This is a genomic window from Pedobacter sp. Leaf250 (genome assembly GCF_920984735.1).
Taxonomy (GTDB): domain Bacteria; phylum Bacteroidota; class Bacteroidia; order Sphingobacteriales; family Sphingobacteriaceae; genus Pedobacter.
The window spans coordinates 56,564-81,157 of the sequence record NZ_CAKLBU010000012.1; the positions used below are offsets into that span (position 1 = coordinate 56,564).

At 37.0% G+C, this 24,594-nt stretch carries 14 protein-coding genes; 13 read left to right on the forward strand and 1 reads right to left on the reverse strand.

Features of this window, described 5'->3' with window-relative positions; all coding sequences use genetic code 11:
* The first annotated feature begins 60 nt into the window (after window positions 1-60).
* The 11 genes from LUA91_RS12335 (at window position 61) to LUA91_RS12385 (ending at window position 19,576) form a co-directional block, all read left to right on the forward strand.
* Complete coding sequence (locus LUA91_RS12335) at window positions 61-1,527, forward strand: sialate O-acetylesterase (RefSeq protein ID WP_231426357.1); 1,467 nt, start codon at window positions 61-63, stop codon at window positions 1,525-1,527.
* Window positions 1,527-4,298: a glycoside hydrolase family 2 TIM barrel-domain containing protein gene (locus LUA91_RS12340; RefSeq protein ID WP_231426358.1), complete on the forward strand. Its 2,772-nt coding sequence runs from the start codon at window positions 1,527-1,529 to the stop codon at window positions 4,296-4,298. Before LUA91_RS12335 ends, LUA91_RS12340 begins: the two co-directional genes overlap by 1 nt.
* Window positions 4,299-4,415: 117 nt before the next feature.
* Window positions 4,416-7,154 (forward strand): alpha-L-rhamnosidase, encoded by a 2,739-nt coding sequence (locus tag LUA91_RS12345; RefSeq protein ID WP_231426359.1) that lies wholly within the window; start codon window positions 4,416-4,418, stop codon window positions 7,152-7,154.
* Window positions 7,155-7,242: 88 nt separating this feature from the next.
* A complete protein-coding gene (locus LUA91_RS12350; protein WP_231426360.1) occupies window positions 7,243-7,920 on the forward strand; it encodes a DUF3826 domain-containing protein in 678 nt (225 codons plus the stop codon).
* Window positions 7,921-7,982: 62 nt separating this feature from the next.
* Window positions 7,983-9,119 carry an exo-alpha-sialidase gene (locus LUA91_RS12355; protein WP_231426361.1) on the forward strand — a complete coding sequence of 379 codons (1,137 nt, stop codon included), beginning with the start codon at window positions 7,983-7,985 and terminating at the stop codon, window positions 9,117-9,119.
* Window positions 9,116-10,741, forward strand: coding sequence for an acetylxylan esterase (locus LUA91_RS12360; RefSeq protein WP_231426362.1), 1,626 nt, complete (start codon window positions 9,116-9,118; stop codon window positions 10,739-10,741). The genes LUA91_RS12355 and LUA91_RS12360 overlap by 4 nt, the downstream gene beginning before the upstream one ends.
* 3 nt (window positions 10,742-10,744) lie before the next feature.
* Window positions 10,745-11,692 (forward strand): sugar phosphate isomerase/epimerase, encoded by a 948-nt coding sequence (locus tag LUA91_RS12365; protein ID WP_231426363.1) that lies wholly within the window; start codon window positions 10,745-10,747, stop codon window positions 11,690-11,692.
* 9 nt (window positions 11,693-11,701) lie between these two features.
* The gene (locus tag LUA91_RS12370) at window positions 11,702-14,290 is read left to right on the forward strand and encodes an L-rhamnose mutarotase (RefSeq protein WP_231426364.1); all 2,589 of its coding nucleotides are present in this window, start codon (window positions 11,702-11,704) and stop codon (window positions 14,288-14,290) included.
* Window positions 14,291-14,400: 110 nt separating this feature from the next.
* The gene (locus tag LUA91_RS12375; protein WP_231426365.1) at window positions 14,401-15,486 is read left to right on the forward strand and encodes a Gfo/Idh/MocA family protein; all 1,086 of its coding nucleotides are present in this window, start codon (window positions 14,401-14,403) and stop codon (window positions 15,484-15,486) included.
* A 274-nt stretch (window positions 15,487-15,760) separates the two neighbouring features.
* Window positions 15,761-17,350, forward strand: coding sequence for a sodium/solute symporter (locus LUA91_RS12380; protein ID WP_231426366.1), 1,590 nt, complete (start codon window positions 15,761-15,763; stop codon window positions 17,348-17,350).
* A 60-nt stretch (window positions 17,351-17,410) separates the two neighbouring features.
* Complete coding sequence (locus LUA91_RS12385; RefSeq protein WP_231426367.1) at window positions 17,411-19,576, forward strand: trehalase family glycosidase; 2,166 nt, start codon at window positions 17,411-17,413, stop codon at window positions 19,574-19,576.
* 114 nt (window positions 19,577-19,690) lie between these two features.
* Here LUA91_RS12385 and LUA91_RS12390 read toward each other — a convergent pair whose 3' ends face one another.
* Window positions 19,691-20,464 (reverse strand): IclR family transcriptional regulator, encoded by a 774-nt coding sequence (locus tag LUA91_RS12390; protein ID WP_231426368.1) that lies wholly within the window; start codon window positions 20,462-20,464, stop codon window positions 19,691-19,693.
* A gap of 274 nt (window positions 20,465-20,738) precedes the next feature.
* On the opposite strand from LUA91_RS12390, the gene LUA91_RS12395 reads away from it, so the two are divergent.
* Together LUA91_RS12395 and LUA91_RS12400 are read left to right on the forward strand one after the other, a co-directional pair.
* On the forward strand, window positions 20,739-23,498 hold the full coding sequence (locus LUA91_RS12395) for a family 78 glycoside hydrolase catalytic domain (RefSeq protein WP_231426369.1): 2,760 nt from the start codon (window positions 20,739-20,741) through the stop codon (window positions 23,496-23,498).
* Window positions 23,491-24,591 (forward strand): glycosylase, encoded by a 1,101-nt coding sequence (locus tag LUA91_RS12400; RefSeq protein WP_231426370.1) that lies wholly within the window; start codon window positions 23,491-23,493, stop codon window positions 24,589-24,591. The genes LUA91_RS12395 and LUA91_RS12400 overlap by 8 nt, the downstream gene beginning before the upstream one ends.
* Window positions 24,592-24,594 lie beyond the last annotated feature (3 nt).

The following is a 24,594-nucleotide window of genomic DNA, read 5'->3' on the forward strand; positions in this document are numbered from 1 at the left end:
GGGAAAGCAATCTCATTCGAGAAATTAGATTGCTTCAACTCGCACAAGTCCAGCTTCGCAATGACGAAACTATTATCGTCATTGCAAGGAGGTACGATGTGGCAATCTTTAATACTCGTTGCAGTTTTTGCATTACTTTCCTTCTCCGCAAACGCCAAAATCCTTTTGCCTCAAATTCTATCAAGCAACATGGTGTTACAGCGTGAAAAACCCATCAATATTTGGGGTTTTGCTTCGCCAGATGAAAAAGTGGAAGTTACTTTTGCGGGACAAATAAAGCAAACTACAGCTGACAAAAATGGAAATTGGTCAGTTGTTTTAAGCCCGCTAAAAACTTCATCGAAACCACAAATGATGACCATTTCTGGTTCAAACAAAATCGAATTAACCAACATTCTTGTGGGCGAAGTTTGGGTATGTTCTGGTCAGTCGAATATGGAATATCAAATGCGTAAGCTTGCTAAAATTCCAAAGCCAAAAAATGAAAAACTTGGTTTCCCCGCTGATGAAGTAGAGAAAGCGAAAAATACTCAAATCAGGATTTTCCTGGTAAACCGCAAACAATTAACAAAGCCTGATTCTGTCCATAGAAGTTGGTCGATTGCACAAGATTCAGCTCTAAAAGCTTTTTCTGCGGTGGGTTACTTTTTTGCTAAAGAAATTCAGGAGAAATTAGGTATTCCTGTCGGGATGATTTCTTCTTCCGTTTCGGGCAGTGCTATCGAACCCTGGATTGCTCCAGAAGCATTTGCACAAGAGCCTTATTTTAAAAATGTAAAGGTAAGTAACGACCCAGGCAAGTTTTATACACCCATGATTGAACCATTAACCAAATTTGAAATCCGTGGTTTTTTATGGTATCAGGGCGAGACAAACTGCTTTTTGAACGAAGACATCAGCTATGCCTATAAAATGAAAACCTTGATTAACCTTTGGCGAAAAGCCTGGGGCGAAAAAGATTTACCGTTTTATTACGTACAAATTGCTCCTTACGATTATAGTAAGCAAAAAAGTGATAAGGTTACACTTACCGCCGAAACGCAACCAAAATTTTGGGAGGCTCAACAGCAAATTCTACGCTTGCCAAATACTGGAATGATTTCTACTTCGGATTTAAATGATAACGGCGGAGATTTGCACCCGACTTATAAATGGGAAGTAGGCAGGAGATTGGGCCTTTTGGCTTTGGGTAAAACCTACAATCAAAAAATAGATTTTTCGGGACCGGTTTTTAAAGCAGCTTCATTTAAAAATAATCAAGCTGTACTTGATTTCGATTATTTAAAATCAACGAACGCTACAAACATCACCGGATTCACAATTGCTGATGCTAATGGGAAATTCGTAAATGCTGATGCTGTAATCAAAGACGGTAAGGTTGTCATTTCTTCAAAAGAAATTGCAAAACCAACAGCTGTTCGATATAATTGGACAGAAAATCCGACAGGAAATTTTTATGGCAATGGCTTACCAGCGCTGCCATTCCGTACCGATAATCCATTAACCAATCAATTTAAAACCAATTAATGAAACGCAGATTTATACTTTTCTTTTGTTTAACAATGATGTTTGGCTTGGTAAAAGCACAACAAACAGAGAAATTATATCTTTCAGGAACTGGAAATGACAATACCGTAAACTGGGATTTTTTCTGTACAGAAGGAATGAATTCTGGTAAGTGGGCAACCATTCCCGTGCCTTCAAACTGGGAATTGCAAGGCTTCGGAAAATACAATTACGGTTTTAATAAAGAAGCAAATAAAGGCAAAGAGCAAGGACTTTACAAATATAAATTCTCTGTTCCAACCGATTGGAAGAGCCGAAAAATCAATATCGTATTTGAAGGTTCGATGACGGATACGGAAGTTAAAATCAATGGAAAGTTGGCTGGAGAAATTCATCAAGGCTCATTTTATGTTTTCAGATACGATATTTCTAAACTTTTAAATCCAGGTGAGAATTTGCTTGAAGTAAAAGTTTCCAAGCATTCTGCCAATCAATCTGTTAACGAAGCTGAGCGGAAAGCAGATTTCTGGATTTTTGGTGGTATTTTCAGACCTGTGTATTTGGAAGCTTTACCGCAAACCCATATCGATAGAATTCAAATTGATGCCAAAGCAGATGGAAATTTAAATGCTCAGTTAACTTACGTTGGCGATGCTGATAAATTAGAAGTTGAGGTTTTTGGGAAAGATGGAAAACGATTTGGCAATAAATTTACCACAGCTATTAAAAAAGGAAATCAAAAATTGGTTTTGAACCAGAAATTTTCAAATCCCGAACTATGGTCTTCAGAATTTCCCACCCTTTACGCCGCAACTTTCACTTTAATCAAAAAGGGAAAGGAAATTCATCAGGTTTCTAAGAAAATAGGTTTCAGAACTATTGAAGTTAAAGAACGCGATGGCGTTTACGTAAATGGCGTAAAAATGAAATTCAAAGGCGTAAATCGTCACTCTTTTTATCCTTCATCGGGCAGAACAACCAGTAAAAAAATCAGCATAGCTGATGTTGAATTGATGAAGGAAATGAACATGAACGCCGTTCGTATGTCGCATTATCCGCCTGATGGGCATTTTTTGGATGTTTGCGATTCTCTGGGACTATTTGTTATGGATGAACTTGCTGGCTGGCATGGAACTTACGACACGCCGACCGGAACAAAGTTGATGAAAGAAATGATGTTGAATGACGAAAATCATCCGTCGATTATATTTTGGGCAAACGGAAATGAGGGTGGACATAACCGTGAACTCGATCATCTTTTATCAGAAGAAGATATTCAAAAACGTCCTTTAATTCATCCTTGGGAAGTTTTTAATGGATTTGAAACGACACATTACCGTGAGTTTAATTACGGAATAGGCAATTACGATCACGGCCATAACATTTTAATGCCAACAGAATTTCTTCATGGCATGTGGGATGGCGGTCATGGCGCAGGAATTGAAGATTACTGGAACGCCATGTGGAACAATCCACTTTCTGCGGGTGGTTTCCTTTGGGATTTTGCCGACCAGGCCGTTGTGCGCACTGATAAAAATGGCGAATTGGACACGGATGGAAATCACGGTCCTGATGGAATTGTTGGTCCATACCACGAAAAAGAAGGCAGTTTCTTTACCATTAAAGAAGTTTGGAGTCCTGTTTTTGTAGAGAAAAGAGAAATGACATCTGGTTTTGATGGTTCGTTTTTACTGGAAAATCGCTATGCTTTTACAAACCTCAATCAATGCACTTTCGAGTGGAAATTAAAAAAACTTAAAGCTGGCGAGGATGCCGATTTCAAAGCGGGAAAAGCCGATGCACCAAACATCAAACCTTTTGAAAAAGGGAGATTACAAATAAGTCTTCCAGCAGATTGGAGAAGTTTTGATGCTTTATATTTAACGATTAAGGATTTTTACGGCAAGGAATTATTTACATGGAGTTTCCCTATTGCTTTACCTGCAGCCGATGCAGCGAAAATTGTAGTAAAAACAGCTGCTTCAAAAGTGATTTTAAAAGAAGATGCAAAGGTTTACCAGGTTTCGGCAAATGGAATTGATTTAACCTTTGATAAAATAACAGGATTACTACAGCAAGCAAAAAATACCAAAGGTGTGATTCCATTTTCAAATGGACCTATTTTGCAGGAAGGCGTTAATAATTTCAAAAACTTCACCACTAAAATGGAAGGGGAAAATTTAATTATTTCGTCCAAATTTGATAAGAAAGAAAGCTGGAATACTTTGCAATGGACAATTTATCCTTCGGGATGGTTAAAAATGGAAGTTAAATATTTCCCATCTGAATACTTTACCACATTTGTGGGATTAAACTTTTCTTATCCTGAAACGGAAATAAAAGCTGTTGAATATAAAGGCAATGGTCCATATCGCGTTTGGAAAAACAGAATGAAAGGACAGCAGTTCGGCATTTGGAAAAAGGATTACAATAATTCTGCGACGGGAGAACCAGCTTGGCAATATCCAGAATTTAAGGGTTATTACTCAAATATGTATTGGTGCGAGTTTATCGGCAAAAAACAATCATTTAAAGTAGTTACCGATAGGGAGGATGTGTTTTTAAGGTTATTTACACCCAAAAAATCGAAAGATACTGAATGGGATAACATGAGTCCGACTTTCCCTAACGGCGACATTTCATTTATGAATGGAATATCGGCAATAGGTACGAAGACACAAAAGCCAGAAACAACTGGTCCGATGGGCATGAAGAATATCTTTTATGATTTTGACAAAGAACCGAGCAGGGCATTAGAAATGATTTTGTATTTTGATTTTTCGGGGAAATAGAGGATAGAAAATTGTAAATAGAGAATAGGAAATGGGCAAAATGGAAATGGTTAATAGGCTTGAAGTTGTATGTCAATTTCCTATTTTCAGCTTTCTATTCCCTCAATCAAAGCGTAAATGAACATAAGAATATACACAGCGATCATCAGCATCTGGTTACTACCATTTTCAAAAGTGGTGGCGCAGGTTTCGTTACAAAATACCACCTGCGAAATGCTTACAAATCCTTTGGGGATTGATGTTCAAAAACCTCGATTTGCCTGGCATATTATTTCGAAAGAAAGAAATGTGATGCAAAGCGCTTATCAGGTTTTGGTAGCTTCATCGTTGGAGAAATTAAATGCAAATGAAGGCGATTTGTGGGATTCTGAAAAGGTAAATTCATCAGCATCTATTCATGTAAATTATAATGGAAAAGAACTCAAAAGCAGATTGAAAGCCTATTGGAAGGTAAAAGTCTGGACAACTGCTGGTCAAAGTGAATGGTCGGCTAATAATTATTTTTCGATGGGTTTGCTCTACTATAAAGACTGGCCCAAAGGTTGGATTGGTTTCGACAGGGCTTTTGCTTGGGATAATATTAAAACTGATTCACGTTTATCTGCAAGGTATTTCAGAAAGGAATTTCAAGCTACGAAAACCATCAAATCAGCTACGGCATCGATCATTGGCTTGGGTTTGTACGAGCTTTACATCAATGGCAAAAAAGTAGGGGAAGATGTATTGTCTCCATCACCAACAGATTACACCAAAAATGTAAAATACAATACTTATGATGTTACGGCATACATTAAAAACGGTAAAAACGCGGTTGGAACAGTTTTAGGAAATGGTCGTTTCTTCGCCATGCGCCAGAATGAAAAACCTTATAAAATTAAAACCTTTGGTTTCCCTAAGATGCTGATGAACATCAATATTGTTTATAATGATGGAACAACTGCAAACATTGATACGGACGACAGTTGGAAAGGCACTACTGATGGACCCATTAGAACCAATAATGAATACGACGGTGAAGAATATGATGCGACCAAAGATTTTTTAGGTTGGAATAATGTTGGTTTTGATGATGGTAAATGGCTAAAGGCCGAGTTTGTTCAAGAACCATCTGGTGTAATTGAAGCGCAGATGAACGAAAATATGCGTGTGATGAATACTCTTAAACCGGTTTCCATCAAGAAAATTTCTGGCGATAGGTACATCCTCGATATGGGGCAAAACATGGTTGGTTGGCTTCAAATCAAGATAAAAGGTTTAAAAGGAAAACAACTGAAATTACGTTTTGCAGAATCTTTGCAAGAAAATGGCGAACTTTTTACCGCTAATCTTCGTAACGCAAAATGCACCGATTTATATACTTTAAAGGGTGGAGAAACTGAAACTTGGGAACCTACTTTTTCTTATCGCGGCTTTAGGTATGTAGAACTTTCAGGTTATACTTATCAGCCATCGGTAAATGATTTTGTAGGAAAAATGATTTACGATAACATTAAAACAGTTGGAACTTTTGAAACTTCGGACGCTTTAACCAATCAAATTTTTAAAAATGCCTGGTGGGGAATCGCCGGAAATTATAAAGGAATCCCGATTGATTGTCCGCAGAGAAATGAACGCATGCCTTGGTTGGGCGATAGGGGCGCAGTGGCTTATGGCGAAAGTTTTGTTTTTGATAACGGCAGATTTTACACGAAATGGTTACAGGATATCAGAAACTCGCAAAAGGAAGACGGAGCAATTCCTGATGTTGCGCCAGCATTCTGGCGATATTACAGCGACAACATGACCTGGCCGGGCGCAATGCTTTTGGTTACAGAAATGGTTTACAAACAAACTGGCGATGTTTCTGCCGTTAGAGATAATTATCCAGCGATGAAAAAATGGCTTTCGTATATGCAAGACCGCTACATGCAAGATTATATTTTAACAAAAGATAGTTATGGCGATTGGTGTATGCCTCCAATCACGATTGAATTTGGTCGCGGAAAAAGTGCCGATAAAAAATATCCCTCAGCCTTAATTTCAACTGCTTATTATTATCATTTTACGAATTTAATGGTTCAGTTTGCGCAAGCGATAGGTAATGAAGAAGATGTGAAAAATTATCAGGCTTTAGGAAATAAAATAAAAGCAGCTTTTAATCAGAAATACTATAATGAAAAGGGTTATTATGCCTCGAATGCTTTAACGGATAACATTATTCCTCTTTATTTTGGAATGGTTCCGCAAAACAAAGTTGATGATGTTTTTAAAAATATTACCTACACCATTGAGGTAACTAATAAAGGGCATTTGAGCAATGGTTTAGTCGGCATTCAATGGTTAATGCGTTGTTTAAACGATTATGGTAGACCAGATTTGGCTTACACCATCGCCACGAAAAAAACTTACCCAAGCTGGGGATATATGGTTGATAATGGCGCCACAACGATTTGGGAGCTATGGAATGGCAACACTTCCGACCCGAAAATGAATTCGCAAAACCATGTAATGATGCTTGGCGATTTATTAATCTGGTATTATGAAAATCTTGCTGGAATTAAATCCGAAAGCCAAGCATTTAAAAAAATCATCATGAAACCTGAAATAATTAATAGTTTGAAATCAGTTAATGCCAGTTATAATTCGACTTATGGAACAATAAAAAGCAGTTATACAAAAACAGCAAAGCAGTTCAACTGGAATGTTACTATACCACCAAATACAATTGCTTTGGTTTATGTTCCAGCTAATAATAAAAATGAGGTTACCGAAAAATTGAAATCAATAAAAGATTTAAAGTTTATAAAAATGGAAAGCGGAAGAGCAATTTATGAGATAGGCTCGGGTGAATATTCTTTTGTAGTAGAAGGGAAATAATTTTAACACTCGTCATGCTGAATTCATTTCAGCGTCTCAGTAATAAGACCCTGAAATGAATTCAGGGTGACGACCAAATAATAAAGATATGAGAAAGTTTTTAAAGCCATTTATATTACTGATTTTACTGCTAACCACGGTAAATGTGTTCAGTCAAACTAAGGATATTGTTGTACCTGAAGAAATGTTAACCAAAGCTAAAGAATTTGTTTCCGCATTAATTATAACCGATGCGAAGAAAAAATCCGAAGTAGAAAATGTTATCGCTGTCCACTTAACAACAGTTCGAGATTGGCATAACAATCATCCATCATCAACTGTTCCTGATGGGATCAACCCAATTACGGGAAATAAATTAACTGATTTGGATAAACAAATTATAGCTGATTCGGCTATGCCATCTGTTGTTCATCAAACGTTAATGGATGGTTTGAGGAAGAATTTATCTCCTGAACAAGTAGAAACCATTTTAGACAAATATACCATTGGTAAAGTAGAATTTACGATGAAGGGCTACAAAGCCATTGTTCCGGATTTAACTGTTGATGAGGAATCAAAGATTTTAGCTTTTATGAAGCAAGCGAGAGAGCAGGCAGTAAATTATAAAAACATGAAGCAGATTTCTGCCATTTTTGAAATCTACAAAACGAAATCTGAGCAAATGCTGAACAATAATGGCCGTAGTTGGAGAGCACTTTACAGTGCCTACACTAAAAAAATTAAGGAAGAGAAAGCAAATAAGACTAAAGAAGGGAATAGGAAATAAGAAACAGGAAAGATGAAGGATTATAATCAATTCCATTTTCTATTTCCTTTAAATAAAAAATTATGTTAAAAAGAAAAATATACATCACATTAGGACTTGCATTTGCACTTTCAATAAGTGCTAATGCCCAAGTTGAAAAATGGCAAGTGGGAGTGGTAAAGCAAGAATATCTTTACGATAAAGCTCCGTTTCCATCTTGTCATTCTGCAACCATTGCCGAAACACCCACAGGTTTGGTTGCCTCATTTTTTGGTGGTACGAAAGAAAGAAATCCTGATGTGGAAATTTACATTAGCCGCTTTGTGGATGGTAAATGGTTGGCGCCTGTTTCGGTAGCCAATGGTATTCAGCCAGATGGCAAAAGATTACCAACTTGGAACCCTATATTATATCAGGTTCCCAATGGTGAATTATTGCTTTTTTACAAAATCGGACCAAAACCATCTGAATGGTGGGGTTTAATGAAATCATCAAAAGACGGTGGAATTACATGGTCTGAGGCTACTAAATTGCCAAATGGTTACATCGGTCCTGTTAAAAACAAACCTGTATTATTAAGCAATGGAAACCTATTTGCGCCATCGAGTAAAGAAGGTAATGGCTGGAAAATCCATTTCGAGGTAACAAAAGACAATGGCAAAACCTGGCGAACGGTTGGTCCTTTACCAGAAAATGGAATCAGAGCCATTCAGCCCAGCATTTTACAATACGGAAACGGGAAACTTCAAATTTTGGCCAGAACAGCAAATAGAGCAATTGTAGAATCATGGTCAGAAGATAATGGCGAAACCTGGTCGGCTTTAACCAAAACTTCTTTACCAAATAACAACTCAGGTACGGATGCTGTAACGATGAAAGATGGCCGTCAGGTTTTGGTTTATAACCATGTTCTGCCTCCTGGCGATTTAGCTAAAGGACCAAGAACACCATTGAATGTTTCGGTCTCGAAAGATGGGAAAAACTGGTCAGCCGTTTTAATTTTAGAAGATTCGCCGATTAGTCAGTATTCTTATCCGGCTGTTATTCAAACATCTGATGGAATGTTGCACTTTATTTATACCTGGAGAAGAGAAAAAATTAAACACGTAGTTGTCGACCCATCAAAGTTGAAATTGAAAAAAATTAAAAATGGTATCTGGCCAAAGCTGAATGGTTACACAGCTCCAGTAATCACAGAAACTAAAAGTGAAGAGCCGTGAGATTAGAACTATCGTCACTAAAAAAAAACGTCATTTCGACCGTAGTGGAGAAATCTTTTATCAATAGTTTTTGCATTCGTCATGCTGAATTTATTTCAGCATCTTTCATGCTAGATGTCCATGCAATTAAGACCCTGAAACAAGTTCAGGGTGACGACCGTTTATGTATGGCTTCAGGTTCTGAATCATGCTATCCTCCTTTGAAGGGGGCAGGGGGAGGAATTTTTGGAAGATTTGCTTTTATAATATTGATGTTATTTTTTTCTAACAACCTCTCCGCTCAAACTCAAAACACCGACAATCTCTATAAAAAACCACTTGCTGATGTTTTAAAAGAAATTCAAACCCTTTTTAAAGTTCAGATTAAATATTCTGAGCCGCAGGTTAAAGACAAATGGGTAAACTATGCCGATTGGCGTTTTCGTGCCGATGTTGATGAAACACTTGCAAACGTACTTACACCTTTGGATATGAAAGTAAACAAAGAAAAGGCAGGCGTTTATAAGTTAAAAGAGTACGAGTATTACCGTTGGGAAGTTCAGGATGGTTGGGCTTATTTAGACGAACTGGCTAAAAAATATCATGATAAAGCCAGTTGGGAGAAACGCAAGACCGAAATCAAACCAGAGTTATTTCAGGCTTTGATGTTGTCGCCATTGCCTGCAAAACCAAATTCAAAACCAATTATCACAGCAAAAAGATTTTTCGATGGATACTCTGTTGAAAATATCGCAATTGAGATTTTACCTGGAGTTTGGATAAATGGATCATTGTATAAACCATTAAACGCAAAAGGAAAAATTCCTGTGGTTTTAAGTCCTGATGGGCATTGGGAAAAGCAACGTTACCGTGCTGATTGCCAGCTCCGCTGTGCTACAATTGCAAGAATGGGCGCTATGGCTTTCAGCTATGATTTATTTGCATGGGGCGAATCGATGCTTCAATTTAAATACGAAGACCATCGCCGAAGTTTAGCGCAAACCGTTCAAACCTTGGGTGGAATCAGGATTCTGGATTATTTCTCTTCATTAAAAGAAACAGACACAAATAGAATCGGTATCAGTGGTGGTTCAGGTGCCGGAAGTCACTCAATTTTGATGACCGCCATGGACGACAGAATTAAGCTGAGTGCACCAGTAGTTGCCATGTCATCATACTTTTACGGTGGTTGCCCATGCGAAAGCGGAATGCCTATTCATCAATGTGGCGGTGGTACAGATAACGTAGAATTAGCTGCAATGGCTGCACCTCGTCCGCAGTTATTGGTATCTGATGGAAGCGATTGGACGGCTCATACTCCAGAACACGATTTTCCTTATTTGCAAAAAATGTATGGTTATTATGGTGTGAAAGATAAGGTTGAAAATGTTCATCTCCCCGAAGAGAAACACGATTTTGGTATCAATAAACGTATTGCAGTGTATGATTTCTTGATCAAAAACTTTAAGTTAAATGGTAATGCTGTAAAAAATAATTCAGGAAAATACGATGAAAGTAAAGTAACCATCGAGAAAGAAAATGCACTATATGTTTTTGGAGATAAAGGCGAAAAATTACCTAAAAATGCAGTTATGGGATTTGAAAATCTTGAAAAAATGTTTCCCTCAAACGCAATAAAATAGATTATGGAGCTAAACAGGAGAACTTTTATTACCCAAACTGCTTTACTTGCGGGTGCTTTATTCATTCCCAATCAATTGCTTTTTGCATCCGAAAAAAAGAATCGATATAAAATTGCCGTAATTGATTTGATGATTTTAAAACGTCAGAAAATTAGTGCGCTACCACTAACCAAAGAAATTGGTGCCGATGGATTGGAAATTGATATGGGCGGCTTGGGCGATAGAGAAACTTTTGATAATAAGCTTGCCGACCCAAAAATTCGTCAGCAGTATTTGGATCAAGCAAAAGAATTGAACCTAGAAATCTGCTCCTTGGCGATGACCGGCTTTTATGCGCAATCCTTCGCCAAGCGACCTACTTATCAGAAAATGATTCAGGATTGTTTGGATACTGCGAAAGCGATGAATGTTAAGGTAGTGTTTCTTCCATTAGGTGTTCAGGGCGATTTGGTTAAAAATCCCGAACTGCGTGAGCCAATTGTAGAAAGATTAAAAATTGCTGGCAAAATGGCTTCGCATGCAGGCATTGTGATTGGTATTGAAACAGCATTAGACGCAACAGGAGAACTTCAATTGCTAAAAGATGTTGGATGCAAGCATGTGAAAAGCTACTTCAATTTTTCTAATGCCATTAAAAATGGGAGAGATTTACACACTGAGTTGAGAATTTTGGGCAGAAAAAATATTATTCAGATTCATGCAACCAACGAAGATGGTGTTTGGCTACAGAACGACTCTAAAATCGATTTGAAAAAAGTAAAAGAAACGCTTGATGATATGGGTTGGAAAGGTTGGTTAGTGGTAGAAAGAAGTAGGGACGCCTCGCAAGCCACGAATGTGAAATATAATTTCACAGCTAATACAAAATATCTAAAGTCCATTTTTCAACTTACAAATCCGTCATTGCGAGGTATAGTTTATCCCGATCCATCGGGAAAGCCATCTTATTAAAAAGGAGCTATGGAGAGAAAAATGACTATAGAAGTTCAGGATGCAAATCAGAAAAACCACCATTTTCCAAGTGATGTGTCTTCAGGTATAAGACAATTTTGGTTGTTTTTTGGTTTGCTGTTGATTTTGAATTTATTGTACTTCAAAGCAAACGCAGTAGATATTTACGTATCGAAAAATGGAGCAGACTCTAATTTAGGAACCAAAGAAAAACCTTTGGCAACAGTGCATTCTGCAATCAGAAAAGCCCGTGAACTAAGACGCCTAAAGGATTCCTCAATAAAAAATGGAATCAGAATTATTATCGACAAAGGCATTTATCAACTGAACGAACCTGTAATTCTTCGCCCTGAAGATTCAGGAACAAAAGATAGTCCGACGGAAATTATTGGGACTGAAAAAGTAGTTTTAAGCGGTGGTATAAAAATTAACAGCTGGAAAAAAGTTGCCGGAACAGTTCCTGGTTTACCTAAAATAGCTAATGGGAAAATTTGGGTTGCAGATGTGCCAAATTTCGATGGAAATGGTTTACTATTTCGTCAGCTTTGGATAAACGGAAGTAAGGCTGTTCGAGCTAAAAATTATAATGGTGATGCAATGGGCAGGATTTTATCCTGGGATTCCAAAACACAAACCTGCAAAATTCCGATCCAAAAAGATATCAATTTAGGCAATATTAATGGTATGGAAATGCTCATCCATCAATGGTGGGCAATAGCAAATCTTCGGGTTAAATCTGTTAAAATTATCGGCAATGCTGCCGAACTTTCATTTATGCAGCCTGAAAGCAGAATTCAGTCAGAACACCCATGGCCTGCACCATGGATTTCGGAAAAGACAGGTAATTCGGCCTTTTACCTCACAAACGCCATTCAATTTTTAAACGAACCGGGGGAGTGGTTTGAAGATTTCAAAAATCACAAATTGTATTACTGGCCAAAAGCTTCAGAAAATATGCTCAGGGCTGATGTAATGATTCCGGTTTTAGAGAATCTCTTAAAAATCGAAGGAACAATCGATAATCAGGTTTCTTTTGTAAATTTTAAGGGAATTTCTTTTGAGCATTCTACATGGTTGAGGCCTTCAAAAAACGGTCACGTTCCTCACCAGGCAGGTATGTATATGCTTGATGCCTACAAACTCAAAACTCCTGGCACGCCAGATAAACCAACTTTGGAAAATCAGGCTTGGGTTGGCCGACCTGCATCGGCAGTTGAGGTAAACTACGCTAACAATACCTCATTTGAAAATTGTCGTTTCGAGCATCTGGCATCAACTGGTTTGGATTATAAAAAAGGAACTTCAGAGAATGAAATCAAAGGAAATTTATTTAAAGATATCGGTGGTTCGGCAATTTTAATCGGAACGTTTTCTGATGAAGCCACTGAAGTTCATCTGCCTTATAATCCATCAGATAAAAGAGAAATCTCGACCAACGATAAAATCGAAAATAACCTGATTACCGATGTAACAAACGAAGATTGGGGTGCAGTGGGCATTGGCGCAGGTTATGTGCGTGGCATTAAAATTCTTCATAACGAAATCAGCAATGTTTCTTATTCGGGCATTAGCATGGGTTGGGGTTGGACAAAAACGCAAAATGCGATGAAGAACAATACCATCAGCGCAAATAAAATTCATCATTATGGAAAACACATGTATGATGTGGCGGGGATTTATACTTTGTCGGCACAGCCAGAATCCTTCATTACTGAAAATGTTGTAGACAGTATTTATATGGCTCCTTTTGCTCACCTTCCTGATCATTGGTTTTATCTTTATACTGATGAAGGCTCCTCTAATTTTACGGTAAAAAACAATTGGACACCTACTGAAAAGTTTCTTCAAAATGCTAACGGACCAGATAATTTATGGGAAAATAATGGACCAAAGGTTACCGAAAATATTAAACAAAACGCAGGTTTAGAAAAGCCATTTCAATATCTGTTTAGAGATAAAGCAGTTTATTCTAAAAGGGGAATTAATCAAGCTGAAGATAAATCGGTGGTGTTTGAGTTGGTTTTTAAAAATAATAACCTGCCATCAGATAAGGTTTTGGAGGTTTTTGCAAAAGAAAATAACTTGCTTTCTAGTTCTATCTACAAGTGGAATAATCGATTGGTAATTTACACTTCAAATTTAAAAGTTGAAAGTCTACAACAAACTTTGAAACGTTTAAATGCATTGGAAATTAAGCTTTACGATAACCTGCTTTACGATTTTAATCGTGAAAAAAACTGCGGCGACAAACCTGTTGAGGAATGGGATAATATCATTCTATCAGCAAATTTGGTCAATGATGAAAAAATGCAAAGAGAATATTTGGATTACCATAAAACCCAATTCGAAAAATGGCCGGAAATATCTAAAGGATTTTGTAATGCGGATTTTCAAAGATTGGCAATTTTTAAAAAGGATAGACAATTGATGTTGATTATCAGCATCCCAAAAGGAAAAAAATTAGACGATTTGAATCCAAAAACAACTTTAAATAATCCAAAGGTGGATGAATGGAATGCAATAATGAAAAAATATCAAGAGGGAATTGAAGGCACAAAACCTGATGAAACCTGGGTGTTTTTTAAACCGATAGAATAACGCACTCGTCATTGTGAGGCACGAAGAAATCTTAAAACAATCGCTATTAATTGGCGCATTAAGATTGCTTCGTTCCTCGCAATGACGACTTAAGAAATAAAAAATATATCATGTTAAGATTAGGAATTTTAGGTTTAGGAGAGGGCAGAAGTACAATTTCTGCATCATTGGCGAGCAAAAAGTTTAAGCTCATTCAAATTTGTGATGCCAATAAAAAGCTTTGCGAAGAACGTGCTTTGGAATTTGATTTTCAAAATTGGACGACCAATTACGAAGATATGCTAACCAGTGATAAAATCGATATGATTGCGATTTACACACCAGATCATTTGCATTTCGAACACATTAAATTAGCTCTGGAACATGGAAAACATGTTGTTTGTACAAAACCCTTCATCGATGATTTATCTCAAGCCAATGAACTCTTAGAATTGGCAAAAAAGTCGAGAAGAAAAATTTTCGTCGGACAAAGCTCTCGTTTTTTTGAGCCTGCAATGCGCCAAAAAAAGGATTTTGATAAAGGCTTAATTGGTGAATTAATTACTATCGAAAGTCATTACCATGCAGACCATCGTTGGTTTTTAGAAAAAGGATGGTCATTAAAACAATCATTTAAATGGTTGTATGGAGGCCTAAGTCATCCTGTCGATTTTATTCGCTGGTATATGCCCGATATTGAAGAAGTAATGGGTTATGGCATGTTAAGCAGCAATGGTTTAAAAGCCGGAATCAAAAATGTAGATACCATGCACTTTATTTTTAAAGCAAAAGATGGCAGAATTGCAAGAGTAAGCGGTGCTTACACCGGCCCAACGCAACCAGCAAGTCGCGATAGCGGAATGAGCTGTATTCTCCGCGGAACGGAAGGCGCAAGTCAGGCCGATTATCATGAATTACGTTATTCAGTTACAACAAAAACTGGCGAAGAAAAAATTATTACCTGGGGCGATTCTACTTTAAAGCATTATTTCCGTTTCGAAGGGCAAAGCCATCATGCGGGTGAGTACCAAAATTATTTGGATTATTTCGCAGATAGCATTAACAATAAATTTACTGCTTACCCAGATTTAAAAGAAGGCATTGGAACAGTTGCGCTACTTCAAGCAATGGATAAATCGATGGAAATAGGATTGCCTGTAAAAATTGATGAGATTTTAAAAGCGAATAATATTACAAGGGAATCGATAGGACTATAATTTTTTGCCACAGAAACGCGAAGGAACACGGAATAGAAGTAAAATATGTTAGTAATAAAACGGTCGTCATTGCGAGGCACGAAGCAATCTAATTTAGAAAAGAGATTACTTCATACCTCGCAATGACGCGGTGCCTAACAAAACAACTTCGTGAATTCTGTGATTCCGTGGCAAAACTCTATTTAACATATTAACCACAGATAAAAAGGATGAACACAGATGATAAATTTAATCCGTGTTTATCAGTGGAAAAAAAACTAACCAAACTAACCAGATGAATAATATTGTAGAACGATTAACCAATTTAGATTACTTTATCGTCATCGCCTATCTTGTAATTTTAATTATTATCGGGTATCGAGCCAGTTTTTCAAAGAAGAAAAGCGAAGACGAAAATTTGTTTTTAGCAAACAAATCATTAAACTGGTCTAGCATAGGTTTTAATATGTGGGGCACCAATGTAGGCCCATCAATGTTGGTTGCGTTTGCAAGTATTGGTTATTCAACTGGTATTGTAGCTGTTAATTTCGAGTGGTATGCCTTTATCTTTTTATTTTTATTGGCCATTGTTTTTGCTCCCAAATATCTCGCTGCCAAAGTAAGTACCATGCCCGAGTTTATGGGCAACCGATATGGAGATTCTACACAAAATATATTAGCGTGGTATGCTTTAATTAAAATATTAATTTCCTGGTTATCGTTGGGTTTATTTGCAGGAGGCGTTTTAGTAAGGCAAATTCTGGGTGTTCCAATGTGGCAATCGGTTACAGTATTGGTCGCTTTTGCAGGTTTATTTGCTTTTTTCGGTGGACTTAAAGCAATCGCAAAAGTAAACGTTTTTCAAATGATCTTATTAATCTGCGTTTCGCTTGCACTTACTTATTTAGGTTTAGATAAAGTAGGAGGAATCAGTGCATTATATCAAAAATCACCAAAAAGTTTTTGGAATTTGGTTCAGCCCGGAAGCGATCCTCAATATCCTTGGTATGCAATTCTGCTTGGATATCCCGTTTCTGCTGTAGCATTTTTCTGTACCGATCAATCGATGGTTCAGTCTGTTCTTGGAGCAAAAAATCTAGAACAGGGTCAGTTAGGCGTGAGTTTTATTGGTTGGCTCAAAATATTATCATTGCCTTTATTCATTGTAACAGGTATTTTATGCTATGTTTTATATCCAAATTTAGCCAACGCCGATATGGCATACATGACTATGGTAACCAACCTATTTCCTCCAGGTATGAACGGATTGGTGATAGTAGTACTTATTGCGGTTTTAGTCGGTACAATTGGATCTTGCCTAAATTCATTGAGTACAGTTTTTACTATGGATGTTTATGTAAAAAAAATTAATCCTAATGCAACCACTAAAGAAATTATCAAAACCGGAAGGTTAACTGTAGTAGCCGGATGTATTTTCGCTATTTTGGTAGCCCTTGCAATTGATAATATTCAAGGTCTCAAATTGTTTGATGTTTTTCAGGCAGTTTTAGGATTTATTGCCCCACCATTGTCTGTAGTTTTTTTATCAACCGTATTTTGGAAAAGAACGACTAAGAAAGCTGTTAATTTCACGCTTTCTATTGGGTCAATAATTAGCCTAGGTATTGGTGTGTGTTATTTATGGGTTTTTCCATCGTCTGAATATACATTTTGGCCGCACTATCTTGTATTATCATTTCTCATTTTTGCATTACTGATGATGTTATCAATAGTAATTTCTCTTGCAGACCGGTCACCATCAGTTTATGTTGTGAATGAGTCGCATCAGGCAAATATCGAGAAACCAAGTCGCCGTGTATGGATTTCATTCGGCGCTTTGGCCATAATAATGGTTGCACTTTATATTTTCTTCAACGGACATTAAAATTTACGTCATTGCGAGGTATGAAGCAATCTCTATTCGCAGTACTTTTAATTAGACATTATGAAAAACTTAAAAAAAATACTTTTACTAGCAATTATCACTTGTTCAGCATTTCCAACTTTCGCCCAAAAAGCATCATGGATTTGGTACCCTGGTGATTTCGACATTTACATGAGCAACGTGATGCAAAACCGCAGAACAGAGAGAGGCTCGTTTTTTCCTGTGTTCTGGAAAATGGATAGCCATTATGTTCTAGTCGATTTTCACAAAGAATTCAATTTATCTCAACCTGAAGAAGTAAAGCTATTTGTAGAAGGTACATATAATGTTAAAGTCGATGGTCAGGCAATTTCCGGTTTCCCAAAAACTATACAAATTCCAGCTGGTAAGCATAAGTTAAGTTTAAAGGTTTACAACCAGGCGCATGTACCGGCGGTTTTTGTGCAGGGAAAAACAATTGTTTCTGATGAGACTTGGCTAACAACTTTTGAAGATAAAGAATGGATTGACGAAAGTGGAAAAACTTCTGATAAATCGGGAACTACATTTGTTTCGGCTGGCTCCTGGAATTTGAATGACCCAACAAAACTTCCTTCGCAATTTAAACTGCCAGTTAAACCAATGTCTGCTATAATGAGAAAGAAAAATGATGGCGGTGAATTACTGGATTTTGGAAGGGAAACATTTGGTTTCATTAAAGTTCATGGTTTAAAAGGTAAAGGACGCTTAAGTTTATACTATGGTGAATCGCCAGAAGAGGCGTTATCAGCAGATAAATGTGAAACTTTAGATTATGTTGATATCGATTTAGCGCAGAAAAAAGATTCGGTGATGCCACTATCAAAAGCATTTAGGTATGTTAATAGGCAAACAAACGGAAATGTAACAATTGATTCTATTTCCATGCTTTACGAGTACGCACCAGTTACCGAACGTGGAAGTTTTAAATCATCAGATACTGAACTGAATAAAATTTACGATGTAGCCAAATACACCTTTCATTTAAACACCCGAGAGTTTTTTATTGATGGTATAAAACGCGATCGTTGGGTTTGGAGCGGCGATGCTTACCAAAGTTATTTAATGAATTATTATTCGTTTTTTGATGCACCAACAGTTAAAAGAACTTTATTGGCGCAACGTGGTAAAGACCCTGTTACTGCCCACATCAATACCATTATGGATTATTCTTTCTATTGGTTTTTGGGAATTTACGATTACTATAAATTTACCGGCGACAAAAAATTTGTGCAGGATATTTATCCGAGAATGCAATCGCTTATGACTTACATTGATGGTAGAAAAAATAAAAATGGGTTATTGGAATGGATGCCGGGTGACTGGATATTTATTGATTGGGCAGATAAATTAAGCAAAGATGGCGAAGTAAGTTTCGAACAATTGTTGTATGCAAGAAGTTTAGAAACAATAGCTTTATGCGCCAAACTTGCCAACGATTCAAATGGATCATTACAATACGATAAACAAGCGAAAGAACTAAAAGCCAAAATTTTTGAGTTGTACTGGAACCAAAATAAAAACGCCTTAGTGCATAGCCGAATTGATAATAAGCAAACCGATAATGTAACCCGATATGCCAATATGTTTGGAATTTTCTTTGATTATTTTACGCCTGAACAAAAGCTGGCCGTAAAAAAGAATGTGCTTTTAAACAATAATGTAGCAAAAATTACAACACCTTATATGCGTTTTTATGAGTTAGAGGCATTGTGTGCAATGGGCGAGCAATCTTACGTACTAAAGGAGATGAAAAGCTATTGGGGTGGAATGTTAAATCTCGGCGCCACATCTTTTTGGGAAGAATATAATCCTGATAAAAAAGGAACAGAGCATTTAGCGATGTATGGTCGCCCATATGGAAAAAGCCTTTGCCATGCCTGGGGTGCTAGTCCGATTTATTTATTGGGAAAATATTATTTAGGGGTAGAGCCAACCGCACCAGGTTATGAATCGTATACCATTACGCCAAATTTAGGTGGTTTAGAGTGGATGGAAGGTAAAGTGCCAACTGCCAACGGTGATATTTCCGTTTATTGCAGTAAAAAGGAAATTAAGGTTTCTTCTGCTACCGGAAAAGGAAGATTAAGGTTAACCAGCAAAACCAAACCTGTTGTTAAAGGTTCGGAAGTTAAAGAAATATCGAAAGGTGTTTATGAGGTTACGATAGAGAAAGGGAAGGACTATTTAGTGAGATACTCGGGATAACTGAATATTTCCGTCATTGCGGGTCACGAAGCAATCTCAAAGCAATCGCTATTTCATCTAATGAAGAATAGTAAGATTGCTTCATGACTAGCAATGACGACTTTTAGCTGAATTTTAAACCCCAATCCTCTGTTCAATTTTTTTAACACATTTATTGGCTTCAGCGAGAATTACATCATTTTCAATGGCTTTATCATTGTTTAAGGCATTTAACATTGAAATTGTTAAACAGGCGATAATACCATTATTGCTATCTACGCCAATGGGAATCGAAATATCTGTTACACCAGAAACTGAATCACTGTTTTTAAAATATGAACCTGTTTTCTTGATGTCATCTAAAGAAAGCATGAAATCATCCTGTTGAGATTTGCCATATTTTTTAAAAATAGAGTTGTTTCTTAAAGTTGTTCTTTTCTCAATATCAGGCATATAAGCCAATAGAACCTTTCCAGATGCTGTTAATGGCAAAGGGAATAAATTTCCTTCTTCAATCGAAAGTGCAATTGGACCAGGGCTTTTAGCATGGATAATAACCATCACTTGGTTCATATACAAAATACTTAAGTGGCAAGATTGGCGGATGGTATTGGCTAATTCTTCTAATGGAAATTGAGCCGCCTTACGAAGTTCATCCATCGGAGAGTGCCTGTGTGATAAGTAAAAAAGCTTTAACGATAACCTGTATTTTCCCGAAACCTCATCGCGTAATATATATCCACGGCTCTCTAAACTCATCAACATCCGGTAAATTTCGTTAGGCGTTTTTTCAATGCCAATGGCAATTTCCGTTTGAGATAGGGGAATGGATTGTGCCGATAAATATTCCAATATATCAAGTCCTTTATCTAAAGCTGGCGCCTGATATTTTGATTCCTTTTCGTTCATACATGTTTAAATTTGGTCGTAGCGTATTTTTTACATTTCAAACATACAAAATGCTTTCCTAATTAGCGATTAGAACACATTCTATAATTTTAAACAAGATAATATGTTTTCATATTTAAAAAAAATATTTATATTTGAATTACGCATAAAAATTAAAGTTAACAAATATTTCAAGCTTATTTGTTTGGTTTATAAGGTAATTTTAATCAATATTTTATGATGATAACCAAATTATAAACCCTATAAGCATCGAATTGAAGATGTAAGTGAATTGATGAGCAAAATCGTACTTTTTTCTTGGTTGTATTTATTAAGCATTTCGCTTTTTGCGCAAGATATAAAGGTTGCTCAATTACGTTGTGTTTATAAAAATAACCCTATTGGTATCGATTTAGCTACACCAAATTTGAGTTGGAAATTACAATCATCAAATCACAATGTGATGCAAACTGCCTACCAAATATTGGTTTCAGGCAATTTGGCTAATCTGAACAAAAATATTGGTGATGTTTGGGATACCAAAAAAGTGAATTCCAGTCAATCAATTCAGATACAATATGATGGAGCTAAACTTTTATCAACCAAAACATACTATTACAAAGTCCGCGTTTGGGATAATTTAGGACATGAATCTAACTGGAGCGATACTGCCCTTTGGCAAATGGGTTTACTTAGTGCCGATGATTGGACGGGTGCCAAATGGATTGCTTATGAGAAACTTGCCGATTCTAATGTGAACGTACTTCCAACGGATGGAAAAAAGGATAAATACAATTCAAATAACATCTTGCCGATGTTTCGTAAAGATTTCTCTGTTACCAAAAGCATCAAAAAGGCAACAGCTTTTATCTCGGGTTTAGGGCATTTCGAAATGACTTTAAACGGCGAAAAAGTAGGGGATGATTTTTTAGCGCCTGGCTGGACAAAATACGATAAAGAAGCTTTGTATGTTACTTATGATGTAACCAAGCAATTAAAAAAGGGTGCAAACGCAATTGGCGTGACGCTTGGGAACGGGTTTTACTATGTTCCACCAGTTAAAGAAAGGTATAGAAAATTAAAGGTGGCTTATGGTTATCCAAAAATGATTTGTCGTGTTTTGGTTGAATACAGCGATGGTTCATCTGCAAATATCATCAGCAACCAAAGCTGGAAAACTTCACCATCACCAATTACTTTCTCAAGCATTTATGGTGGAGAAGATTACAACGCAAATTTAGAGCAAAAAGGCTGGGATATAGCAGGATTTAATGATGAAAATTGGAAATCGGCTTTGCTGGTTGATGGACCAAAATTGAATGCCCAAAAGGAAGAGCCTGTAAAAGTTTTTGAATATACTTCCTCTATAAAAACTACCCGTGTTCCTAATGGGGAGTGGGTTTACGATATGAGGCAAAATTCATCATCCATAATAGAATTGAAGGTTCGTGGTAAAAAAGGCGATACCATTCGCATTACACCAGCAGAGTTAATAAAAGATGATGGTTCGGTAACGCAAAAAAATATTGGTGGTCCTTCTTTCTTTACCTATATTTTAAAAGGTGATGGAATTGAAATATGGAGACCAAAGTTCTTTTATACAGGATTTAGATATTTGCAGGTGAAAGGAGCTAATCCTTTTTACAAGGAGGACGATCAAAGTAAAACCGTAATTCTGAATATAAGAGCTTACCATGTACGAAATGCTGCAGAACAAGTTGGTCAATTCAGCTCATCGAATGAACTTTTCAACCAAACATTTAAATTGATTGATTGGTCGATAAAAAGCAATATGGTTAGCGTTTTTACCGATTGTCCGCACCGTGAAAAATTAGGCTGGTTGGAGCAACTGCATTTAATGGGCAATTCGGTTGGCTATAATTATGATGCTGCACCGCTATTTAAAAAAGCTTTGCAGGATATGAAAAATTCGCAATTACCAAACGGCCTAATTCCTGAAATTGCACCTGAATACGTGAAATTTGAATGGGGTGGCGATATGTTCCGCGATTCGCCAGAGTGGGGCAGCAGTAGCATTTTGTTGCCTTGGTATTTGTATCAGTGGTACGGCGATAAGCAGGCCATGGTAGATTATTATCCAATGATGCAGCGCTATATTAATTATTTAGCTACAAAAGCAAACAATAACATTCTATCTCAAGGTTTAGGCGATTGGTACGATTTAGGTCCGAAACCACCGGGTGTTTCCCAATTAACGCCAATGGGTGTAACTGGCACAGCTATTTATTACTACGATTTAAAAATTTTGGAAAAAATGGCTACGCTTTTAGGTAAAAAAGCAGATGCGATTGCTTATTCAAAACTTGCTGTTGAAGTAAGAAAATCATTCAATAATAAGTTTTTTGATCGTAAAACCAAGCAATATGCAACCGGTTCTCAAGCGGCCAATGCTATGGCTGTTTACATGGGTTTAGTTGAGGATAATGACAAAAACGCGGTAATTGATAATTTAGTTAAAGATATCAGAGATAGAAAAAACAGCTTAACAGCAGGAGATATCGGTTATCGTTATGTGCTGCGTGTTTTGGAAGAAGCCGGAAAATCTGATGTGATTTTCGATATGAACAGTCGTTCGGATGTTCCGGGTTATGGAATGCAAATTGCCAAAGGCGCTACAGCTTTAACCGAAAGTTGGGCAGCTTTGCCAACCGTTTCAAACAATCATTTTATGCTCGGGCATTTAATGGAATGGCTGTACAGTGGCGTGGGCGGTATCCGGCAGGCTGAAAATTCTATCGCTTTCAATAAAATTAAAATCGAGCCTGAAGTGGTTGGCGATTTAGTTTCGGCAAAAGTAAGTTATAATTCTCCATACGGTGAGATTTCATCTTCATGGAAAAAAACAGATCAGGAATTTACACTAGAGGTTAATGTTCCTGTAAATACAAAAGCAGATGTTTACTTTCCAGGCACCAAGAAACAGAAAATTACCGATGAGTTAAATCCAAAAATGAGCGCTTTAAGTTTTGAAAACGGCAAGGCAAAAATTACTATCGGTTCTGGCCATTATAAATTTATAAGTACCTATGAATAAGTTCAAAATCATATTTTTTCTGGTTTTTGGCGCATTCAGTGTACACGCTCAAAATGCCAAGCCAGTTTCTCAAGCCGAAATGGAAAAAGTTTATCAGGAAGTAAAAACGCCTTACAAATATGGCTTGGTTATGGTTCCTGAAGATAAAGACCATAAAATGGATTGCCCTACAATTTTTAGAAAAGGCAAATTCTGGTACATGACTTATCTGGTTTTCAGTGGACGTGGTTACGAAACCTGGTTATCAAAAAGTAAAGATTTATTGCATTGGGAAACTCAAGGGAAACTGATGTCGTTCGGCGATGCAGGTTTATGGGACGATAATCAAAAGGCTGGTTACAATGCTTTATTGGATATGAAATGGGGTGGAAGCTACCAGGCAAAAACATTTGATGGGAAATATTGGATGTCGTATTTCGGAGGAAAGGAAAAAAGTTACGAGGTGGAGCCACTTTCTATCGGGATGGCTTATAGCACTAAACATCCATCGCTTGTACAGGAATGGAATCGTTTGGATAAACCCATTTTAACTTCAGCTGATGCTGACGTACGCTGGTGGGAAAACCGTAACAAACTTTTTAAAAGCACAGTAATCGAAGATAAAAAACAATTAACCGGCCATCGCTTTGTGATGTATTACAACGCTGTCGGCGATTCGTTAGCCAATAATAAAAAAACGCGTTGGTATGAAAGGATTGGAATGGCCGTTTCTGATGACATGGTTCATTGGCAACGTTTCAATAAAAATCCAGTCATGCACCATCCTGTTGGAATTACAGGAGATGCTGTAATTCAGCAAATTGGCGATAATTATGTGATGTTTTATTTTGGTGCTTTCTGGCAGGATAGAAAAGGGTCTTTTAACCGCTTTGCAGTATCAAAAGATTTAGTTAACTGGACAGATTGGACGGGGGATAACCTGATTGAATCTTCTGAAAAGTACGATGAATTGTACGCACATAAATCTTTTGTGCTGAAATATAAAGGTGTGGTTTATCACTTCTATTGTGCCGTTAACAAGCAAGACCAACGCGGAATTGCTGTTTCAACATCAAAAGATTTAGGTAAAAGTAAAGTGAATTTTGTTCAATAATTA